The sequence below is a fragment of the uncultured Alloprevotella sp. genome (assembly GCF_963536905.1).
Classification (GTDB): domain Bacteria; phylum Bacteroidota; class Bacteroidia; order Bacteroidales; family Bacteroidaceae; genus Alloprevotella.
Genome location: NZ_CAUTBW010000005.1, coordinates 31,596 through 47,878, shown reverse-complemented (window position 1 = coordinate 47,878; position 16,283 = coordinate 31,596). Strand labels below are relative to the sequence as shown.

Here is a 16,283-nt window from a genome sequence, read left to right as displayed (position 1 = left end):
CGACAAAAGGTAGGGCCGAAGCAATCGCCACCACACAACAAAAGAACGCAAAATGAAACTCATCGAACTCAAGAGTCTGCAACAAGAGGGAGCAGAGATGTTCAGTGCCCTGACTGAAGCACAGTTGCGCAACCGCCTCGAACCCGACCGCGGCATCTTCATTGTGGAAAGTCCCAAGGTCATCGATGTGGCGTTGCGAGCTGGCTACACCCCCGTGGCTCTTCTCTGCGAACGCCGCCATATCACGGGCGATGCCGCAGATATCATCAGTCGGTGCGGAGATATTCCCGTTTACACAGGGGAGCGCGAACTCCTCGCCGGACTCACGGGCTACAAACTAACGCGCGGTGTGCTCTGCGCCATGCGTCGGCCGCAACCGCGCGCACTTGAGGACGTTTGCTGCAACGCACGGCGCATCGTGGTCATCGACAACGTTGTAGACACCACCAACATAGGGGCGATATTCCGTTCGGCTGCCGCATTGGGCATCGATGCAGTCCTACTGACGCGCAACTCTTGCGACCCACTCAATCGGCGGGCGGTACGCGTGTCGATGGGGTCGGTGTTCTTAGTTCCCTGGACGTGGCTCGACGGCCCAGTAAGCAGTCTCAACACTCTCGGCTTCAAAACGGCCGCTATGGCACTTTCGGACAACTCCATCCCGCTCGATGCGCCCGAACTGAAAGCCATCCCGCGCTTGGCCATTATCATGGGCACAGAGGGCGACGGACTCCCCACAGAAACCATTGCTGCATCGGACTATGTGGTGCGCATCCCGATGTCTCACCAAGTTGATTCGCTCAACGTGGCCGCTGCCGCCGCCGTCACATTTTGGGAGTTGAGAAACCCCACGCCTGCACCAGAGGAATAAAGCTACTTGATGACAAATAAAAGGAAAACAGCAAAGCCCACATTCTCTCTCGAAAATGCGGGCTTTGTTGTGATGAAAAATCCGTACCTCATCCACTTTTCTCAGCAAGGACATATCATGCGTAACCGCGGGTGAAGAGCAGCTCAGTGGATAAAGGGCAAGTAAAAAAACAAACACCCAAGTACCCCACTGTCCCCAGCGGGGACACACTATGCGTAACCGCGGGTGATGCCCGAAGGGTGAACCCGTGGAGAAGACGCTCCTCTCATCTCCGACACCGGCGGTGTCGCACAACACTCACTCTTGTTACCGCCTCAACGCTTGCAGTGCGACGCTTCCTGCGTCGGATGTTAGCACTATCTTTTTCACACTCCAAGTGAAAAATAATGGGAAGTGAAACGAAAAAAGGTCTTCAATATTTACTGAAAAGTTCGGAATGGCTACCAAGTCTTAGCAATTTAATAATGCCTTTGTTTTCGTCCATCCAAATGAGTAGGAAGTCGTTTTCCACATGACATTCCATGCAATCCTTGTACTCGCCCAACAAAAAGTGCGGACGATTCTCCCGAGGCACTTTTCCGTGTTCGCAAAGATAGCGAAGCACAGCTTTCAGACTTTCCAGTTTTCTTTTTTCATGCTTATAGCGCTTAAGATCTTTCTTAAACTGACTGGTTTGTTTAAGTTCCATGACTAAAGATTTCTGACAATATTGTCAAAATCGTCTAAATCAAGTTTTTCGAGAGGTTTTCCCGATCGCGCCTCTTCAATAGCAGCTTTCGTTTCTTCGTTCGGCTCATGGCACATGGCATCGAGCAATACGCTCTCCACATAGTTGTTCAAACTACGGTTGGCGGCCTTAGCATGTCGCTTCAGCGTTTCAAGCAATTCAGCATTCAATCTGAAAGATGCTGGTTTTCTCACTGTCGTAGTATCCATTTTCTTCTCCTTTCTGATTACTTTGTATGCGAATGTAATACAAAGAAGTGGGATTTCCAAATATTTCAACCAAATATTAGCTGCTCTCACTGCATCCATCGCCGTCTCCTACCAAGAAAAATCCGTTTTTTGTTGTCACGTTGTCACATACGATTGAACTTACTGATAAACAAATGCTTATAAGCGTGACAACAAATTTTATCCATATCTGTGTTGTTACACTGCTTTCACGCCTGCAATATATACATTATCAAGCAGTTAAATCCCGGATGTGACAACGTGACGACAGAATATCAAACACTCTGGAGGAGGGAGGGGAAAGAGGGTGCTGTGCGACACCGCCGGTATCGGAGAGTTGTGCCGTTGTCTATCCACGGGTTCCCCCTTCGGGCATCACCCGCGGTTACGCATGGTGCGTCCCCGCTGGGGACGGTGGATGCATACTGGGAAGCTCTCTTTCCTCAATCTTTCCCCCACGGGTTCACCCCTTCAAGCATCCTCGCCGGGGACGGTGGGTGAGTGAGACAAAATACAATAAGGGCGCTGGCTGACGCAATAAGGATGTGAGCTGACAGCCTTATTGTATTTGAAAACGCAATAAGGAAATTCACGCTGGTGCTTATCGCACAAAAATTTTGGATATGAAAAAGCTCCACCAGAATAGTTTCGGAGGAGCTAAATATAAGCTTGTTAGTTTATTGCTTAAAAAAAGAGTCTTACACACAAGTTTTTCTATTGAATACCAAAGAGATAAACAAAATTTAGTGCTGTGGAAAACTCGGTGGAAAACTTAGTGGAAAACACTAAAACTTACTGATCACTTCTTTGCAACTTTCCATCAACCACGTGGGGGTGCTGGTGGCACCACAGATACCTACCGTTTCGGCATTGGTGAACCACTCTCGCTCAATGGCCGCAGGATTGTCGACGATATAGGAGCGGGGATTGACTTGCAGACAGGCATTGTAGAGCATTTTGCCATTAGAACTCTTCAAGCCGCTCACGAAAATGATGACATCGTGGCGTGCTGCAAAACTGCGAATATTGGGCAATCGATTGGCTACTTGGCGACAAATGGTGTCGGCATAATGGAAGTGGGCAGGTTCGAGAATGTGGGTGGTGATATAGTCGATGACTTGATGAAAACCATCGAGCGACATAGTGGTCTGTGAGAACAAATATATATCGCGACTAAAATCGAGGCGTGCAGCTTCCTCCACACTCTGAATAACAAGGGCGTGCCCCTCGGTTTGTCCCACAAGGCCGATAACCTCCGCGTGTCCACGTTTACCGAAGATAACGATTTGGGCATCGGGCATTTGGGCGTAAACATTTTTCACGCGTTTTTGCAACTGCAACACAACGGGGCAGGTGGCATCCACAAGCGTGATGCGATTTTGCGCTGCTAAGGCATAGGTAGCAGGCGGTTCGCCGTGTGCACGCAACAGTACTTTGGCATCATGGAGCTGAGAAAAACTGTTGTGCTCGATTGTTGCCAGTCCGGCCAAGCGCAATCGTTCCACCTCGCGATCGTTGTGGACGATGTCGCCCAAACAATAGAGACGCTCTTTTCCCTGAAGTTCTGTTTCAGCCTTTTTGATAGCAGTGGTCACACCATGGCAGAAACCGGAACGACTATCAATTTCGATATTCATAAGGGCAGATTCATTAAAGAGAGGCACGTTTGAAAGCATCCAACAGCCATTGGCTTTGCTCTTCGCGGGTGAGTGTGGAATTGTCCAAAACCAGTGCATCGTCAGCCTGACGCAGCGGATTGAGTTCGCGGTGGGAGTCGATATAATCGCGCTCCTCCACATTTTTCAGAATCTCATTGAAATCCACTTGCTGCCCCTTAGCGGTGAGTTCGTCGTAGCGGCGGCGCGCCCTCACTTCCGCGCTGGCAGTGACAAAGATTTTAAGTTCGGCGTTGGGAAACACAGCCGTACCGATGTCGCGGCCGTCCATAACGATGCCTTTCTCACGCCCCATCTCTTGCTGCTGACGCGTCATGGCAATACGCACAAACGGCAGCGCAGCAATGGGACTCACATGGCTACTTACCTCCATACCCCGAATCTCATTCTCTACCACCTCGCCGTTGAGACAAACGAGCGGCAGCCCCGTTGCAGCATCCAACTGGAAGTTGATATGCACCTCTCCCATCGCTGCTTCCAAAGCTGAAGCATCAATTTCGTCACCGTGGAAGAAGCCGCGACGAAGCGCAAAAAGCGTGACGGCGCGATACATCGCACCGGTATCAATATAGATATATCCAATCTCTTTTGCCAAGGCTTTTGCCATCGTGCTCTTACCGCACGATGAATGACCATCTATGGCTACTATTATCTTTTTCATAAGTTTATTTCAATTGAAAATGTATAGGAACTGTAACTTGCACGATTGAAACTTTTCCTCCCACTTTTCCCGGTTTCCAGCGCGGCATCTTCTTACATGCCTCCAAGGCTGCGGCATCGAGTTCGGGGGAGAGCTTGCGAGAAATTTTGGGTTCTCTTACGTTGCCTTTTGCATCTACCAAGAAACACACCTCAAGGTCGCCTTCTTTCTTGGCATCTATCGCGCTCTGCGGGTAGGCAACGTTTTCGTCGAAAAACTTCACCAACGCATCAATACCGCCAGGAAATTGCGGCATCTCCTCCACCACTTGGGTGGGCGTGAGCTGTCGGCCCTCATCGGGAAGATCCTCGCGCTCAGCATTGTGGGCAGTGTCGGGAAGGTTCACCAATTCATCATCATTGACCGTCAGCGTTTCAGGACCTTCGATACCGAACTTGAGTGAAGGGGGAATGTGATCAACAATATCGGGCACGGTCATTTTATCTCCCTTCGGGCCTACCCTCCGAGGCACAAAGCGTCCGGCCGCTATGGCTTTGATGTTTTTCTCTTGGTCCAAATCGAGTGGTTTGAACTGTGTGAGCCGCTCTATCTCTGTGCCAGCTTGACGAATCTGATAGTTGATATAAGCCATCACGGCCAAGGGGACAGCGGCACAAAGGAGGGTGATGCCTAAAACAATAGAAAGTGCCCACGTGAGCCGCCTGCCAGCGTTCTTTCTCATCACGTAAGCACCATAATCCTTGTTCCGCCCTTGGAAGACCAGATTACACCATTCCTTTGATAATAATTCGTCTCGAAACACGTTATATAAAGGTAATTTTCACCCGTTTTAGGCTACAAAAGTAGTTCAGATTTCGGGATTTCTCTGTATCTTTGAACACAATTTCAGTTAAAGAATGAAAAAAGGTGTCATCTATATAATATTGTCATTGCTATTACCGCTCAGTTTGCAAGCTCAAGAATCCACATCCTCTTATGATGTGCTGAAACTTCCAGTTTCGAGCCATGCTTCTGCCTTGGGTGGCGATAACATTTCTAATGTGGAGGATCGCCCCGATGTGGGGTGGAGCAACCCCGCCTTACTCTCTGGTGTGACGGACTATAGCGTGGGTTTCAACTTTATGACATACGGCGCAGGAAGCAAGTATTTAGGTTTTCAAGGCGTTAAGGCTGTTGGGCAACGCCATACGGTGGCACTGATGGGGCAACTGATGAACTATGGCGAGATGAAAGAAACCGACGAACAAGGTAACACTTTGGGAACGTTTAACGCTAATGATATCATTCTGGCCGTGGGCTACAGCTATTTGCTCTCCGACCGCTGGGCTGGTGGCGCGAACGTTAAGATGGCTTGTCCGAGCTACAGCAGTTACCACGCCTTCGGTTTGGGAGTGGATTTGGGCCTCAACTATTTCGATGAGGAGCGCGATTTCAGTGCATCCTTCACGCTGCGCAATATGGGGGCGCAACTCAAAGATTTCTACGAAGGGCAATCGGGCCACTTACCTTTTAATATGACCTTAGGGTTTACAAAAGGACTGGAGTCACTTCCCGTGAGATTGAATGTGACGCTAACGGATCTGACGCGTTGGAAGAAAAGTTACTATTTCCATGCCTCCGACGAAGGAGAAATGAGCAATATGAAAATGGCGTTGAATCATCTCGTTTTGGGTGTGGATGTTTTGCCCACCGACTGGCTCTACTTGAGTTTGGGCTACAATGTGCGCCGCGGCAACGAACTAAAATCGGCTGGTGCATCAAAGTGGGCCGGACTCACAGCAGGTGTTGGACTTCAACTCAAGCGCCTCAAGTTCGGTGCTTCATACGCTAAATATCATGTAGGTTTCTCTTCGCTGCAATTCAGCGTGGCCTACAGTCTCGATAATCTGTAATTCCTCACAACAACTATGGAAACAATCCTGAACAAAATAGAAACAGCTCTCGCTGCAATTCCCTACCCTCAACAACCAGAGGGACTCTACGAACCCATCCGCTATGTGCTCTCCATGGGAGGTAAACGCCTGCGCCCGACACTGACGCTTATGGCTTACGCACTCTACAAGGAGGACACGGAGCGCGCACTCCCCACTGCCATTGGCTTGGAGACGTACCACAACCACACACTGCTGCACGACGACTTGATGGACAAAGCCGATATGCGCCGCGGCAAGCCGACGGTTCACAAGAAATGGGACGAGAACACGGCTATCCTCTCGGGCGACACTATGCTCATCATGGCGTTTCAACACATTCTCCGCACTGATTGTCACCGCCTCCCCGAGGTGCTCAACTTGGCAGCGCGGACGATGCAGGAAATCTGCGAGGGACAGCAGTACGACATGAACTTCGAAAGTCGTAACGATGTTCGGGAAGAGGAATATATCGAGATGATTCGCCTAAAAACAAGCGTGCTGCTGGCTTGCGCCCTCAAAGCGGGGGCGTTGATAGCCGATGCGCCCAAAGAAGATTGTGAACAGCTCTATCAGTTTGGCGAGAAAATCGGACTGGCTTTCCAGTTGCAAGACGATTATCTCGATTGCTACGGTGATCCCGCTGTGTTTGGTAAGCAAATCGGCGGCGACATCTGTTGTGCAAAAAAAACATTTATGCTTATCAATGCGTTCAACCGCGCAAACGAAGCACAGAAGGCAGAGCTCAATCGTTTACTCAACGATGTGGACGAACGCGAGGAGAAAGTGGCAGGCGTACTGGCTCTCTACGATGAACTGGAGATTCCCGCACTCTGCCGCGAACGCATGGAAACGCTCTATGCTGAAGCGCGTCGCATCTTCGACAGTCTGCCCATTGCCGCAGAGCGCAAGCAACCGTTGTGGAACTATGCCGAAAAATTGCTCAACCGTAAGAAATAGTTCCCCACTCTGATTCTCACAATATGACGTTTATAGATACTCACACACACCTCTACGGCGAAGAGTTCGACGCCGACAGAGCCGAAATGGTGGAGCGTGCTCGTGCGGCAGGAGCAGAGAAACTCCTCTTGCCGAATGTGGACGAAGAGAGCATCGGGAGGATGTTGCAGATGTGTGACGACTTCCCCGACCTTTGTCTGCCAATGATGGGACTACAACCAGAGGAGCTCCCTGCTGATCCTTGGCCGCTGGTGGAGAAGATGAAGCAGCTGCTCTACACTACACCCGAGCGCTACTGCGCTGTGGGCGAAGTGGGTATAGATCTGTATTGGGATCAGAGTCGCCGCGAGGAACAGATAGAAGTGTTTCGCGAAGAAATACGTTGGGCTAACGAACTCCGCAAACCATTGGTGATTCATGCGCGCAATGCTCATCAAGATATTGTTACCACACTTCGAGAAGCGGACACCTCGCAAATACCTGGCGGTATTTTCCATTGCTTCGGCGGAACAATAGAGGAAGCGCACGAACTGCTTACCTTCGATGGTTTCTATCTTGGTATCGGCGGCATTGTGACATTCAAGAAAAGTACGCTTCCCGCCGTACTCCACGCGTGCGTCCCTCTCCACCGAATTCTGCTCGAGACAGATGCGCCTTATCTTACGCCTGTCCCCCACCGCGGCAAGCGAAATGAAAGCGCATACATCCCGCATATCATCGACAAGATAGCAGAGATTTACGACACCACAACAGAGGAAGTGGCACGCACAACAACAGAAAATGCACGAAATCTTTTTGCAATTTGATAAAAAAGTTGTCTAACATTTGGCAGTTTCAATAACAATACATATCTTTGCACCCGCAAATAAGCAAGGTGCCTTAGCTCAGTTGGTAGAGCATCGGACTGAAAATCCGTGTGTCCCCGGTTCGATTCCTGGAGGTACCACTTATAGAGAGAAACTTCGATACTCTCTTCTAAAACAAAAGTCGAAGACGGTGCCTTAGCTCAGTTGGTAGAGCATCGGACTGAAAATCCGTGTGTCCCCGGTTCGATTCCTGGAGGTACCACTTAAAGAAGCGATATTCCTCACAGAATGTCGCTTTTTTGTTTCTATACATTTTATTCCTTACGATTATGACAGAAAAGAACTCCCCTTTTGGACAGATGAAAATCATATATGTGATGGACCCTTACTGCTCTTGGTGCTACGGCGGGTCTCCCAACATTCTGAAGCTTTATAACACTTACCACGAGGTCGTTGACTTCGAGTTGTTGCCAGCAGGAATGCTTCGTGGCGAACATGAAATGCACTACACGCCACGAATGGAGCGCGCCATACTTCGCTCTATGGAGAAAGTGCAGCACGATACGGGGCGCAAAATAGGCGAAGGATATCTGCGTGCTCTCAGCGAGGAAGACGCTCTTTGGAACAGTGACGCGTCGTGCCGCGCCATAGAAGCTGTCAAACGCATAGCTCCCAACAAGGCTTTTGCCTTTGCCGATGCGCTGCTCGCAGCACGTTTCCACAAAGGCCTCCTTTTGGACAATCCCACTCTCTTTGCTGAAATTGGAGAAACTATAGGTATCAATTCTGAAGACCTACTCCGCGAATACCTAAAAGAGGAAGTGAAACAAGCTGCCGAAGAAAGCTACAACCGCGTCAACAACTACGCGGAAGTCTACCCCACCCTCATGCTCATCAACGGCACTGACCGCTACAAACTCGAAGAAGGCTTTGCTCCTTATGAACTCTTAGAAGAACGCCTCCTAAAGATTCTGACGGACAAGCCCATCGCAGCAGAGGACACAGAAGAGGACGAGGAAGACGAAGCTCCTCGCCACGGTTGCCACGATGGAGTGTGTTATTTATAGATTTATTCAACAAAATAACACACCTAACTTTCAGTTCTATTTCTCCTGAATAATAAAAAAATTAGCAGCCACACTCCACGAGAAAGACAGACGAAGAATACAGAGAATTATATCACGTCTAATTGAAAATGTACATTGTCAATAAAAAAATAAGTATCTAAGTCTAACTTTCTTTTTTAGATTTTCAAAAAAATCATTTTTTCATGCAGTCTTTTAGATATAACCTAATCCTTTTAATAAAAAGGGTTAGGTTATCTATGAACATAGACGTTAATATAGACGCATGTAAGCAAGGAGAGCAAGAGGCTCTCGGAGATTTATATAAGGCATATTCCAACAAACTAAGGGGAATATGCCAACATTACGTAAAAGATGAAAGCACAGCAGAAGATATTTTACACGATGCTTTTATCATCATCTTTACCTCTATAAAGACACTCAAAGACAATTCGAAATTAGAGGGATGGATGATAACCATTGTCAGAAACCTTTCTTTAAGATACCTTCAAAGCACTGGGAAGGACAACATTTCCCTTTCTTCTTTAGAAGGAACAGAGTTTCTCGGAACAGACAGCGAGGAGACAAAACACATAGATATAGAACTATTACTATCGGCCATAGAATCCTTACCAGAGGGAAGTAAGGAGATATTCAAACTTTCGGTTTTGGATGGTCTGTCCCACAAAGAAATAGGAGAACTGCTTGGCATCAATCCTCACAGTTCTTCCTCGCAACTGTTTCGCGCAAAGAAATTGTTGCGTGAGATTCTTTCCAACTATTGGGCACTACTTTTATTGCCTATCCTAACACCTGTATATATCTATTTCATAAAAAGATACTATTCCACGAAAACTCCTTATGGCATAGCAACAGCCGTAGACTTTCGCAAGAATCAGACACATATTCAGAAAGAACCAAAAACGGCAAAAACTGAACAAGCAGAAAGTTCCAAATCTTCAAACAACAAAGAGGATAAAAACACTCTTCCTGCAAGAGCTTTTGCACCTCACAAAAATTCTCTCGCACAGATTAAAACAGACAGCATATCATCCGAAAAAACAACGCTGCCTTTCTGTGTCGATTCCTTACATAAGTATTTAGCTAAGAGTATTACAATTAAGGATACGCTCTACCGTATTCCACAAATTCCTGCAAATAAGACCATGGCATTGAATAGGAATACAAACCTCAATATCAACCACAAGAAGAAAAGCCCATGGACTTTCAACTTTGGTTTTTCTTCAAATACAGGTGCCAATGGAAGCATGTCAAATCTGGGTTATCTGTCAGTAGTGGACTATGCCAACAATGGTGCAACTACAAGACTATACACATGGGATGATCTTGAAAACTACTTAACTCGAAACTCTGCCTTGATGGACTCTATTGAGAGAGCAAAGATGTCTTGGATTGTTCAGAACAATAAAACAAGCGGAAAAGCATCTTTAGAAGAGAAAGTACACCATTATCGCCCCAAGACCTTTAGCATCTCACTCAGCAAACAGCTAAGCTCTCGTTGGACTTTCGGAACGGGTATTACCTACACCAAACTAAAATCTGATTTTGAAAGTGAATACAACAAAGCGAAATTAGTGAAAACCCAAAAGATTGACTACTTGGGCATACCTTTGCGATTGACCTACCGCATATGGAACAAGGGACGCTTCTGCGCATATACAACAGGGGGCGTAACATTTGAAATGCCCATCAACAGTTCGCTTGACAAGAAGTATATCGTAACGGCTGATTCTTCATTTACTCTAAAAGAGGGCATCAAGCCTCGTTATCAATGGTCTGCAAATTTAGGCATTGGCGTGCAGTATAAAATATTCAAACCTTTCAGCTTGTATTTAGAACCCAATATGTTCTATTATTTTAGAAACGGTAGCGGCATAGAAACATATCGCACAGAGCACCCATTCTTCATAACAGTACCTTTCGGGTTACGACTTACCTGGTAGGCAAAACTCTCTTTTAGTGTGGCTCTCTAAAAGCTATGAAACAATAGTTTTTAGAAGAGCCACACTCTCATTTCGCTTTCAAAAACACAAGAAAAAGGAGCAAATTAAGTAGTCCTCTATTTTTGTCAAAATAATTCGTAATCTACAAGGTCAAGAATGGCTTCAAAATCAAAATCTTTACTTGCGGTTGATAAGAAGGCCTATTTTTCATAGTACGAAAATAAGCCTATTTTCATTTTCTATAGGACAAATTTTATTTTCTATAGGGCAAATTTAAATTCCTCGCCGACAAATTTGAAATACAATAAGGAAAATCACAAGCACAATAAGGCTGTCAGCTGACATCTTTATTGTGTCAGCTGACAGAATAAGGAAAAAAACACCTTTTCAGTACGTTCCAAACACTGATTTTATATAAAATCGACTCATCCCTCTCCTTTTTCATCCCACAATTGAGTGATGCATCGCTAAAATCACCCCGTTAGTCTGTCTGAATACACATTTTTCATTAACGCTTTATAACATTCGCTTCTAAAACGCAGAAACCACTTGTCAAATAAAGCGAACAAAAAAACTATTCCCGACATCCTATTCTCTACCACCAATAAACCTCCCAAGATGATAAAACACCACAATTTTATTCTGCAATTCCCCAACAATTCAATTAAAACAGTTCCTTTTCTGAATACTTAAAAAATCTTACAATTTTATTGCAGTCTTTCTCCTCTTTTCGGCTCTTATTAGATAGATAACAAACCGAAAAAAGCATGTATAGTATTTACGATTATCTCCATAACGGAATAGTTTTTATCAACAATGTAGTGCGCAAACAGCACAAAGAGCTTAGCTCGCTAATGATATACTCCACAACAACTTGCCAATCTCGTTGTCAACACTGTTCCATTTGGAAGAAACCCATTGAGAATCTAAGTTTAAACGATATAATCAATATCATGAGCAGCAAGTGCGTCACAAAACGCACCGTAGTTGGTTTAGAAGGCGGCGAATTTATTCTTCACCCAGAAGCAGACAAAATCTTGAATTGGTTTGACACACATCATCCCAACTATACATTATTATCCAATTGCCTTGCAGCAAAGAAAGTGATTGCTGCTGTGAAAAATCATCATCCCAAACATCTGTACATATCGCTTGACGGCAACAGAGAAACCTATAAACATATGCGTGGACGCGATGGATATGACAAAGTTATTGAAGTCATTGAGGCGTGTAAAGACATAGTGCCCATTTCCTTGATGTTCTGCCTTTCTCCATGGAATTCGTTTAAGGATATGGAGCATGTTATAAACATTGCCCGAAAATATGATATTGATGTACGCATTGGCATTTACAACACGATCTCTTTTTTCGACACAACAAAAGGGCTGATGGAATCCAAAGACAAGAACTTCATCAACCAAATACCAGCCTCCATACATCAAACAGAGGAGAACTTCGACTTTGTTGCCTTGTATGACGAATGGAAGAACAATAAGCTAAAACTTCGATGTCATAGCATTTTTAGCGAGTTGGTTATTCATTCGAATGGAAATGTCCCTTTATGCCAAAATTTAGATGTAATTTTGGGAAACATTCACGAAAAGACACTTGACGAAATATTTAATTCACGAGAAACCTGCAAAATCCAATGCGAACACTCCAAAGAATGTAACCAATGCTGGATAAACTATCATCGGAAATACGATATAATCCTATTGAGAAATCTGGAAAGATTCCTGCCCAAACGGCTAATAGAATTGTTTTACGGAAAATATCATTGGACGGATAACAAACATACTACTTACAAAGAACATCTCAAAAAAATAATATCATAAACGAGTATGAGATTTTTAGACAATATCATCGGCAGATATAAGAACATACGCAGCATGAGGGAACTAAATCAAACCTATACTCGGCAGTACGCGCTTATAGGTTTTGGCAATCATTGTGTCAGCAATTTATTGCCAGTCATACAGTATCTTCAGCTACCACTAAAATACATCTGTTGCACTTCGGAGAGAAAAGCTGCACTGATTTCTCAAAAGTACAAGAACATCAAAGGAACTACATCACTACAAGAAATCTTGCATGACGAAAGCATTGCTGGAGTTTTTGTAGCCGCCCATCCACAGGCGCATTTTCAGATAGCAAGTGAAGTCATCAAATCCGGAAAATCTTTATTCATAGAGAAACCGCCTTGTAGGGACGAAAGAGAACTAAAGGTTTTAATAGATACTATCAAAAACAACAATTCACAACACACAATTGTCGGACTACAAAGACGCTTTGCCCCTGCCACCCAGATTCTGCAAAAGAGACTGAAAGGCGAAAACAAACGACATTATCATTATCGATATCTAACGGGACTATATCCAGAAGGCGATGCCTTGCTCGATCTTTTCATTCATCCCCTTGACTATGTCATCTTGCTCTTTGGTCATGCAAAGATTAAAGTGGTAGACATAACCAACAGTAAAGATGGCGGACAAACTTTATTCCTTATATTAGAACACAAAGAACTTACAGGAATGTTGGAACTTTCAACAGATTATTCCTGGCAGGAAGCACAAGAGCAGCTAAGTATCAGCACGGATAAAGGATTGTATATCTTGGATAAAATGGAAAGACTTGATTTCTCTCCAAGACACTCTGCTGTATTAGGAATTCCGCTGGAAAAAGTATTCCGAAACACTTCAACGCTCGTCAATCTTTACGGAAGGAATGCCTTTATTCCAACCGTAGGCAATAATCAAATCGTCACGCAAGGCTTCTTCTCCGAGATTAAAACATTTGCCGATGTCGTAGAAAACAGATGCAAGAACACACTTTCTTACAGTCTGGAAAGCGTCGAACAAGTTTATTCCTTAATAGTCGAAATAAAAGAACACACCAGCAAGAAATAACTCATAATACTTCTGTCCCCACTGCTTAAAAAAACTGAAAACTTTTGAGTGTCTGACGAATATGGTTAACTTCGCGGCCAATTATAACAACTAAATAGAGAAATTATCCGCATGAAAAGAATTCTTTTAGCACTGATGATGCTCATCCCAATGGGGATGATGGCTCAGGAAATTGGTAAAAATCCGCAAGATACCATTCAAGCTGCCACCAATACGTTCGATTATGTTTGCGAAACGCCCGCAGTTGTGTTCTACATAAACCCCGTTTTGGCTAATTCAGACAAGAACCCTTACATCATTTGGGAAAAGCGCGTTCTGACAAAGACGGCCGAAGGTCAGCAGGAGGCTCTCCGCATTGCTAAGCTCTGCCCCGACTTGAAAGTGGAGGGAATGACGCACTACTATGTTAAGCAGATCTTCGACGTTGAAAAGAACCGCACAAAAGCTCTCTCTTTCTATTTCTTCAAGGACGAAACAGAACTCGGCGATAAGCAGTTTAGCGCAAACGCTGGTTGGTACGATGTTCAGCCCGGCACTGTTACGGCTATGGAAATGGACTTCGTAAAACGCGCCATGGGAGTGGAATAGCTCTCTTAATGTGCCAATGTGGGGCGACAAAGTCGCCTTATTAAATGTGCTAATGTGCTAATGTGACGCGAGCAAGCTCGCTAATGTGAGCAATGTGCTAATGAGACAATGTGCTAATGACCTAACGGGACACACGGTGTAACCCACATTAGCACATTAGCACATTAGCACATTAGCACATTAGCACATTAGCACATTAGCACATTTTCAATGTAACCCACATTAGCACATTAGCGAGCTTGCTCGCGTCACATTAGCACATTAAAAAAATGTTTCATCTAAGTTTTATCTCACAATTATCGAGACTTTCCACAATAGCAAGGCTCTCCACATGGATACCTTGTCGGCGCAATTCCTCGCCACCCTGCTGAAAAGCTTTCTCAATGATAAAACCCATACCAGCCAGTGAAGCCCCTGACTGATGAACAAGGTCGAGCACACCTTTTGCCGCATTGCCGTTGGCCAAAAAGTCGTCAATGAAAAGCACACGGTCGTTAGGACCAAGAAAACGCTTATCCACCACAATTTCATAAGAACGCCGCTTGGTGAAGGAGAACACCTCCGTCATCAAGAAGTTCTCCATCGTGCTCGGCACCTTCTTTTTGGCAAACACCACAGGCAGATTGAGCAACGACCCCACCAATATTGCGGGCGCAATACCGCTGGCCTCAATCGTCACAATCTTGTTAAACTTTTCGTTGGCAAACAAGCGTACAAATTCTATTGCGCACGCCTTCATCAGCATGGGATCCATCTGATGATTGATAAAGTTATCCACTTTCAGTATGCCCCCTTCCAGGCAACGCCCATCGCGCATAATCCTATCCTTTAACTCCTGCATAATCCTTATTTTTTGTACTTGTATTTTGTGCGAAAATACGGCAAAATACAATAGCGCGCACGGATTTACAGAAAAAAACGACTCCTCCACCGAAATCTATCCTCAATAAATCTCTACATTTGCAAGTACACACACAATCTCACTTTCGATGGGAACACCCAACATCCATAAACTCTTCAACATTTTCACGCCGACGCCCAACAAGGACGTCGATTTAGTGCTCTCCAGCGGCGGCGCACGCGGATTGGCACACATTGGAGCCATTCTGGCACTGGAAGAACGCGGCTATTGCATTCATTCTGTGGCTGGCGCATCCATGGGAGCACTGATTGGCGGCATTTATGCTACAGGGCATTTGGCAGAATACCGCAAATGGATGCGCACCATCGACCGCAGGAAAATCCTCTCTCTCACAGATTTCTCACTTGGTATCAACCACATTGTCAAAGGCGACCGCATCATCGAGGCCATCAAGCAGTTTGTCCCCGACACCAACATCGAAGCGCTCCCCATCCCTTTCCGCGCCATAGCCACCGACTACAACAGCGGGCGGGAAGTTATCTTCTCCCACGGTAGTCTCTTCCAGGCCATTCGCGCCTCCATATCTATCCCCACCTTTTTCCGCCCCGTTGAAATGGGGCACCGCCTCCTCATTGATGGCGGCATCACCAATCCGCTTCCGCTCAACCGAGTGAAGCGCAACAAAAAACACCTGCTCGTTGCCGTCAATGTGAGTGGGCACGACTATGAAGGGCAGGCTCAACTCCGCCGAATGGCAAAGAAGCACGACAACGCTAATTTTAGTCCGCGCTCCCTTCTCAACCATTTCCTGCCGCAAGACTCCTCCTCGGGCGACAACTACGTCACGCTCATTTCCCGCACCATGTCCATCATGATCAATCGCAATGCTCTCATGGCCTTGCAGATAACGCCGCCCGATATTCTTATCAATATCCCCATGGCGCGCTACAACACGTTCGACTTCCAAAAATCCGAACGCCTCATCCGCCTTGGCTATAAAAAGACGATTGAAGCCATTGAGAAATACGAAGCTGAATAGAAACTCAGGAGTGATAAAAAGA

Annotated in this window: 17 protein-coding genes and 2 tRNA genes; 13 read left to right on the top strand and 6 right to left on the bottom strand. The window is 45.7% G+C overall.

The window, feature by feature from the left end; genetic code table 11:
* Positions 1–52: 52 nt before the first annotated feature.
* A complete protein-coding gene (locus ABLA33_RS01700) occupies positions 53–871 on the top strand; it encodes an RNA methyltransferase (RefSeq protein ID WP_311489560.1) in 819 nt (272 codons plus the stop codon).
* A gap of 9 nt (positions 872–880) precedes the next feature.
* Positions 881–1,006, top strand: a complete 126-nt coding sequence (locus tag ABLA33_RS01695) for a hypothetical protein (RefSeq protein ID WP_311489559.1) — start codon at positions 881–883, stop codon at positions 1,004–1,006.
* 277 nt (positions 1,007–1,283) lie between these two features.
* On the opposite strand, the gene ABLA33_RS01690 is transcribed toward ABLA33_RS01695, so the two are convergent.
* From ABLA33_RS01690 to ABLA33_RS01670, 5 genes are all read right to left on the bottom strand, one after another.
* Positions 1,284–1,559 carry a type II toxin-antitoxin system YafQ family toxin gene (locus ABLA33_RS01690; protein ID WP_315089393.1) on the bottom strand — a complete coding sequence of 92 codons (276 nt, stop codon included), beginning with the start codon at positions 1,557–1,559 and terminating at the stop codon, positions 1,284–1,286.
* Positions 1,560–1,561: 2 nt separating this feature from the next.
* On the bottom strand, positions 1,562–1,807 hold the full coding sequence (locus ABLA33_RS01685; protein ID WP_315089391.1) for a toxin-antitoxin system protein: 246 nt from the start codon (positions 1,805–1,807) through the stop codon (positions 1,562–1,564).
* Between the two features lie 803 nt (positions 1,808–2,610).
* Positions 2,611–3,462: a 4-hydroxy-3-methylbut-2-enyl diphosphate reductase gene (locus tag ABLA33_RS01680; protein WP_347718998.1), complete on the bottom strand. Its 852-nt coding sequence runs from the start codon at positions 3,460–3,462 to the stop codon at positions 2,611–2,613.
* Between the two features lie 13 nt (positions 3,463–3,475).
* Entirely contained in the window at positions 3,476–4,162 is a 687-nt protein-coding gene (gene cmk, locus ABLA33_RS01675) for a (d)CMP kinase (protein ID WP_347718997.1), read from the bottom strand.
* 4 nt (positions 4,163–4,166) lie between these two features.
* The gene (locus ABLA33_RS01670; RefSeq protein ID WP_347718996.1) at positions 4,167–4,964 is read right to left on the bottom strand and encodes an energy transducer TonB; all 798 of its coding nucleotides are present in this window, start codon (positions 4,962–4,964) and stop codon (positions 4,167–4,169) included.
* A 94-nt stretch (positions 4,965–5,058) separates the two neighbouring features.
* Here ABLA33_RS01670 and porQ point away from each other — a divergent pair, with 94 nt between their 5' ends.
* The 10 genes from porQ to ABLA33_RS01620 all read left to right on the top strand — a co-directional run bounded on the left by porQ (position 5,059) and on the right by ABLA33_RS01620 (position 14,360).
* Positions 5,059–6,054, top strand: coding sequence for a type IX secretion system protein PorQ (porQ, locus tag ABLA33_RS01665; protein ID WP_347718995.1), 996 nt, complete (start codon positions 5,059–5,061; stop codon positions 6,052–6,054).
* A 15-nt stretch (positions 6,055–6,069) separates the two neighbouring features.
* Positions 6,070–7,032, top strand: a complete 963-nt coding sequence (locus ABLA33_RS01660) for a polyprenyl synthetase family protein (RefSeq protein WP_347718994.1) — start codon at positions 6,070–6,072, stop codon at positions 7,030–7,032.
* 23 nt (positions 7,033–7,055) lie between these two features.
* Complete coding sequence (locus ABLA33_RS01655; protein ID WP_347718993.1) at positions 7,056–7,838, top strand: TatD family hydrolase; 783 nt, start codon at positions 7,056–7,058, stop codon at positions 7,836–7,838.
* Positions 7,839–7,905: 67 nt separating this feature from the next.
* Positions 7,906–7,978: transfer RNA gene (locus tag ABLA33_RS01650), tRNA-Phe, on the top strand.
* A gap of 49 nt (positions 7,979–8,027) precedes the next feature.
* A tRNA-Phe gene (locus ABLA33_RS01645) sits at positions 8,028–8,100 on the top strand.
* Positions 8,101–8,197: 97 nt separating this feature from the next.
* Complete coding sequence (locus ABLA33_RS01640; protein ID WP_347718992.1) at positions 8,198–8,905, top strand: hypothetical protein; 708 nt, start codon at positions 8,198–8,200, stop codon at positions 8,903–8,905.
* Between the two features lie 257 nt (positions 8,906–9,162).
* Positions 9,163–10,866 (top strand): sigma-70 family RNA polymerase sigma factor, encoded by a 1,704-nt coding sequence (locus tag ABLA33_RS01635; protein ID WP_347718991.1) that lies wholly within the window; start codon positions 9,163–9,165, stop codon positions 10,864–10,866.
* Between the two features lie 767 nt (positions 10,867–11,633).
* Positions 11,634–12,701: a radical SAM protein gene (locus ABLA33_RS01630; RefSeq protein ID WP_347718990.1), complete on the top strand. Its 1,068-nt coding sequence runs from the start codon at positions 11,634–11,636 to the stop codon at positions 12,699–12,701.
* A 6-nt stretch (positions 12,702–12,707) separates the two neighbouring features.
* Positions 12,708–13,772 carry a Gfo/Idh/MocA family oxidoreductase gene (locus tag ABLA33_RS01625; RefSeq protein ID WP_347718989.1) on the top strand — a complete coding sequence of 355 codons (1,065 nt, stop codon included), beginning with the start codon at positions 12,708–12,710 and terminating at the stop codon, positions 13,770–13,772.
* A 111-nt stretch (positions 13,773–13,883) separates the two neighbouring features.
* On the top strand, positions 13,884–14,360 hold the full coding sequence (locus ABLA33_RS01620; protein ID WP_347718988.1) for a hypothetical protein: 477 nt from the start codon (positions 13,884–13,886) through the stop codon (positions 14,358–14,360).
* Positions 14,361–14,634: 274 nt separating this feature from the next.
* Here the strand turns inward: ABLA33_RS01620 and xpt are convergent, their stop codons facing one another.
* Positions 14,635–15,201 (bottom strand): xanthine phosphoribosyltransferase, encoded by a 567-nt coding sequence (xpt, locus tag ABLA33_RS01615; RefSeq protein WP_311489545.1) that lies wholly within the window; start codon positions 15,199–15,201, stop codon positions 14,635–14,637.
* Positions 15,202–15,349: 148 nt separating this feature from the next.
* On the opposite strand from xpt, the gene ABLA33_RS01610 reads away from it, so the two are divergent.
* Complete coding sequence (locus ABLA33_RS01610) at positions 15,350–16,261, top strand: patatin-like phospholipase family protein (protein WP_347718987.1); 912 nt, start codon at positions 15,350–15,352, stop codon at positions 16,259–16,261.
* Positions 16,262–16,283 lie beyond the last annotated feature (22 nt).

Bases quoted from the DNA above. Each gene is read 5' to 3' on its own strand.
- ABLA33_RS01700 (WP_311489560.1), top strand. From the start codon at position 53: ATGAAACTCATCGAACTCAAGAGTCTGCAACAAGAGGGAGCAGAGATG.
- ABLA33_RS01695 (WP_311489559.1), top strand. From the start codon at position 881: ATGACAAATAAAAGGAAAACAGCAAAGCCCACATTCTCTCTCGAAAAT.
- ABLA33_RS01690 (WP_315089393.1), bottom strand. From the start codon at position 1,559: ATGGAACTTAAACAAACCAGTCAGTTTAAGAAAGATCTTAAGCGCTAT.
- ABLA33_RS01685 (WP_315089391.1), bottom strand. From the start codon at position 1,807: ATGGATACTACGACAGTGAGAAAACCAGCATCTTTCAGATTGAATGCT.
- ABLA33_RS01680 (WP_347718998.1), bottom strand. From the start codon at position 3,462: ATGAATATCGAAATTGATAGTCGTTCCGGTTTCTGCCATGGTGTGACC.
- cmk (WP_347718997.1), bottom strand. From the start codon at position 4,162: ATGAAAAAGATAATAGTAGCCATAGATGGTCATTCATCGTGCGGTAAG.
- porQ (WP_347718995.1), top strand. From the start codon at position 5,059: ATGAAAAAAGGTGTCATCTATATAATATTGTCATTGCTATTACCGCTC.
- ABLA33_RS01660 (WP_347718994.1), top strand. From the start codon at position 6,070: ATGGAAACAATCCTGAACAAAATAGAAACAGCTCTCGCTGCAATTCCC.
- ABLA33_RS01655 (WP_347718993.1), top strand. From the start codon at position 7,056: ATGACGTTTATAGATACTCACACACACCTCTACGGCGAAGAGTTCGAC.
- ABLA33_RS01640 (WP_347718992.1), top strand. From the start codon at position 8,198: ATGAAAATCATATATGTGATGGACCCTTACTGCTCTTGGTGCTACGGC.
- ABLA33_RS01635 (WP_347718991.1), top strand. From the start codon at position 9,163: ATGAACATAGACGTTAATATAGACGCATGTAAGCAAGGAGAGCAAGAG.
- ABLA33_RS01630 (WP_347718990.1), top strand. From the start codon at position 11,634: ATGTATAGTATTTACGATTATCTCCATAACGGAATAGTTTTTATCAAC.
- ABLA33_RS01625 (WP_347718989.1), top strand. From the start codon at position 12,708: ATGAGATTTTTAGACAATATCATCGGCAGATATAAGAACATACGCAGC.
- ABLA33_RS01620 (WP_347718988.1), top strand. From the start codon at position 13,884: ATGAAAAGAATTCTTTTAGCACTGATGATGCTCATCCCAATGGGGATG.
- xpt (WP_311489545.1), bottom strand. From the start codon at position 15,201: ATGCAGGAGTTAAAGGATAGGATTATGCGCGATGGGCGTTGCCTGGAA.
- ABLA33_RS01610 (WP_347718987.1), top strand. From the start codon at position 15,350: ATGGGAACACCCAACATCCATAAACTCTTCAACATTTTCACGCCGACG.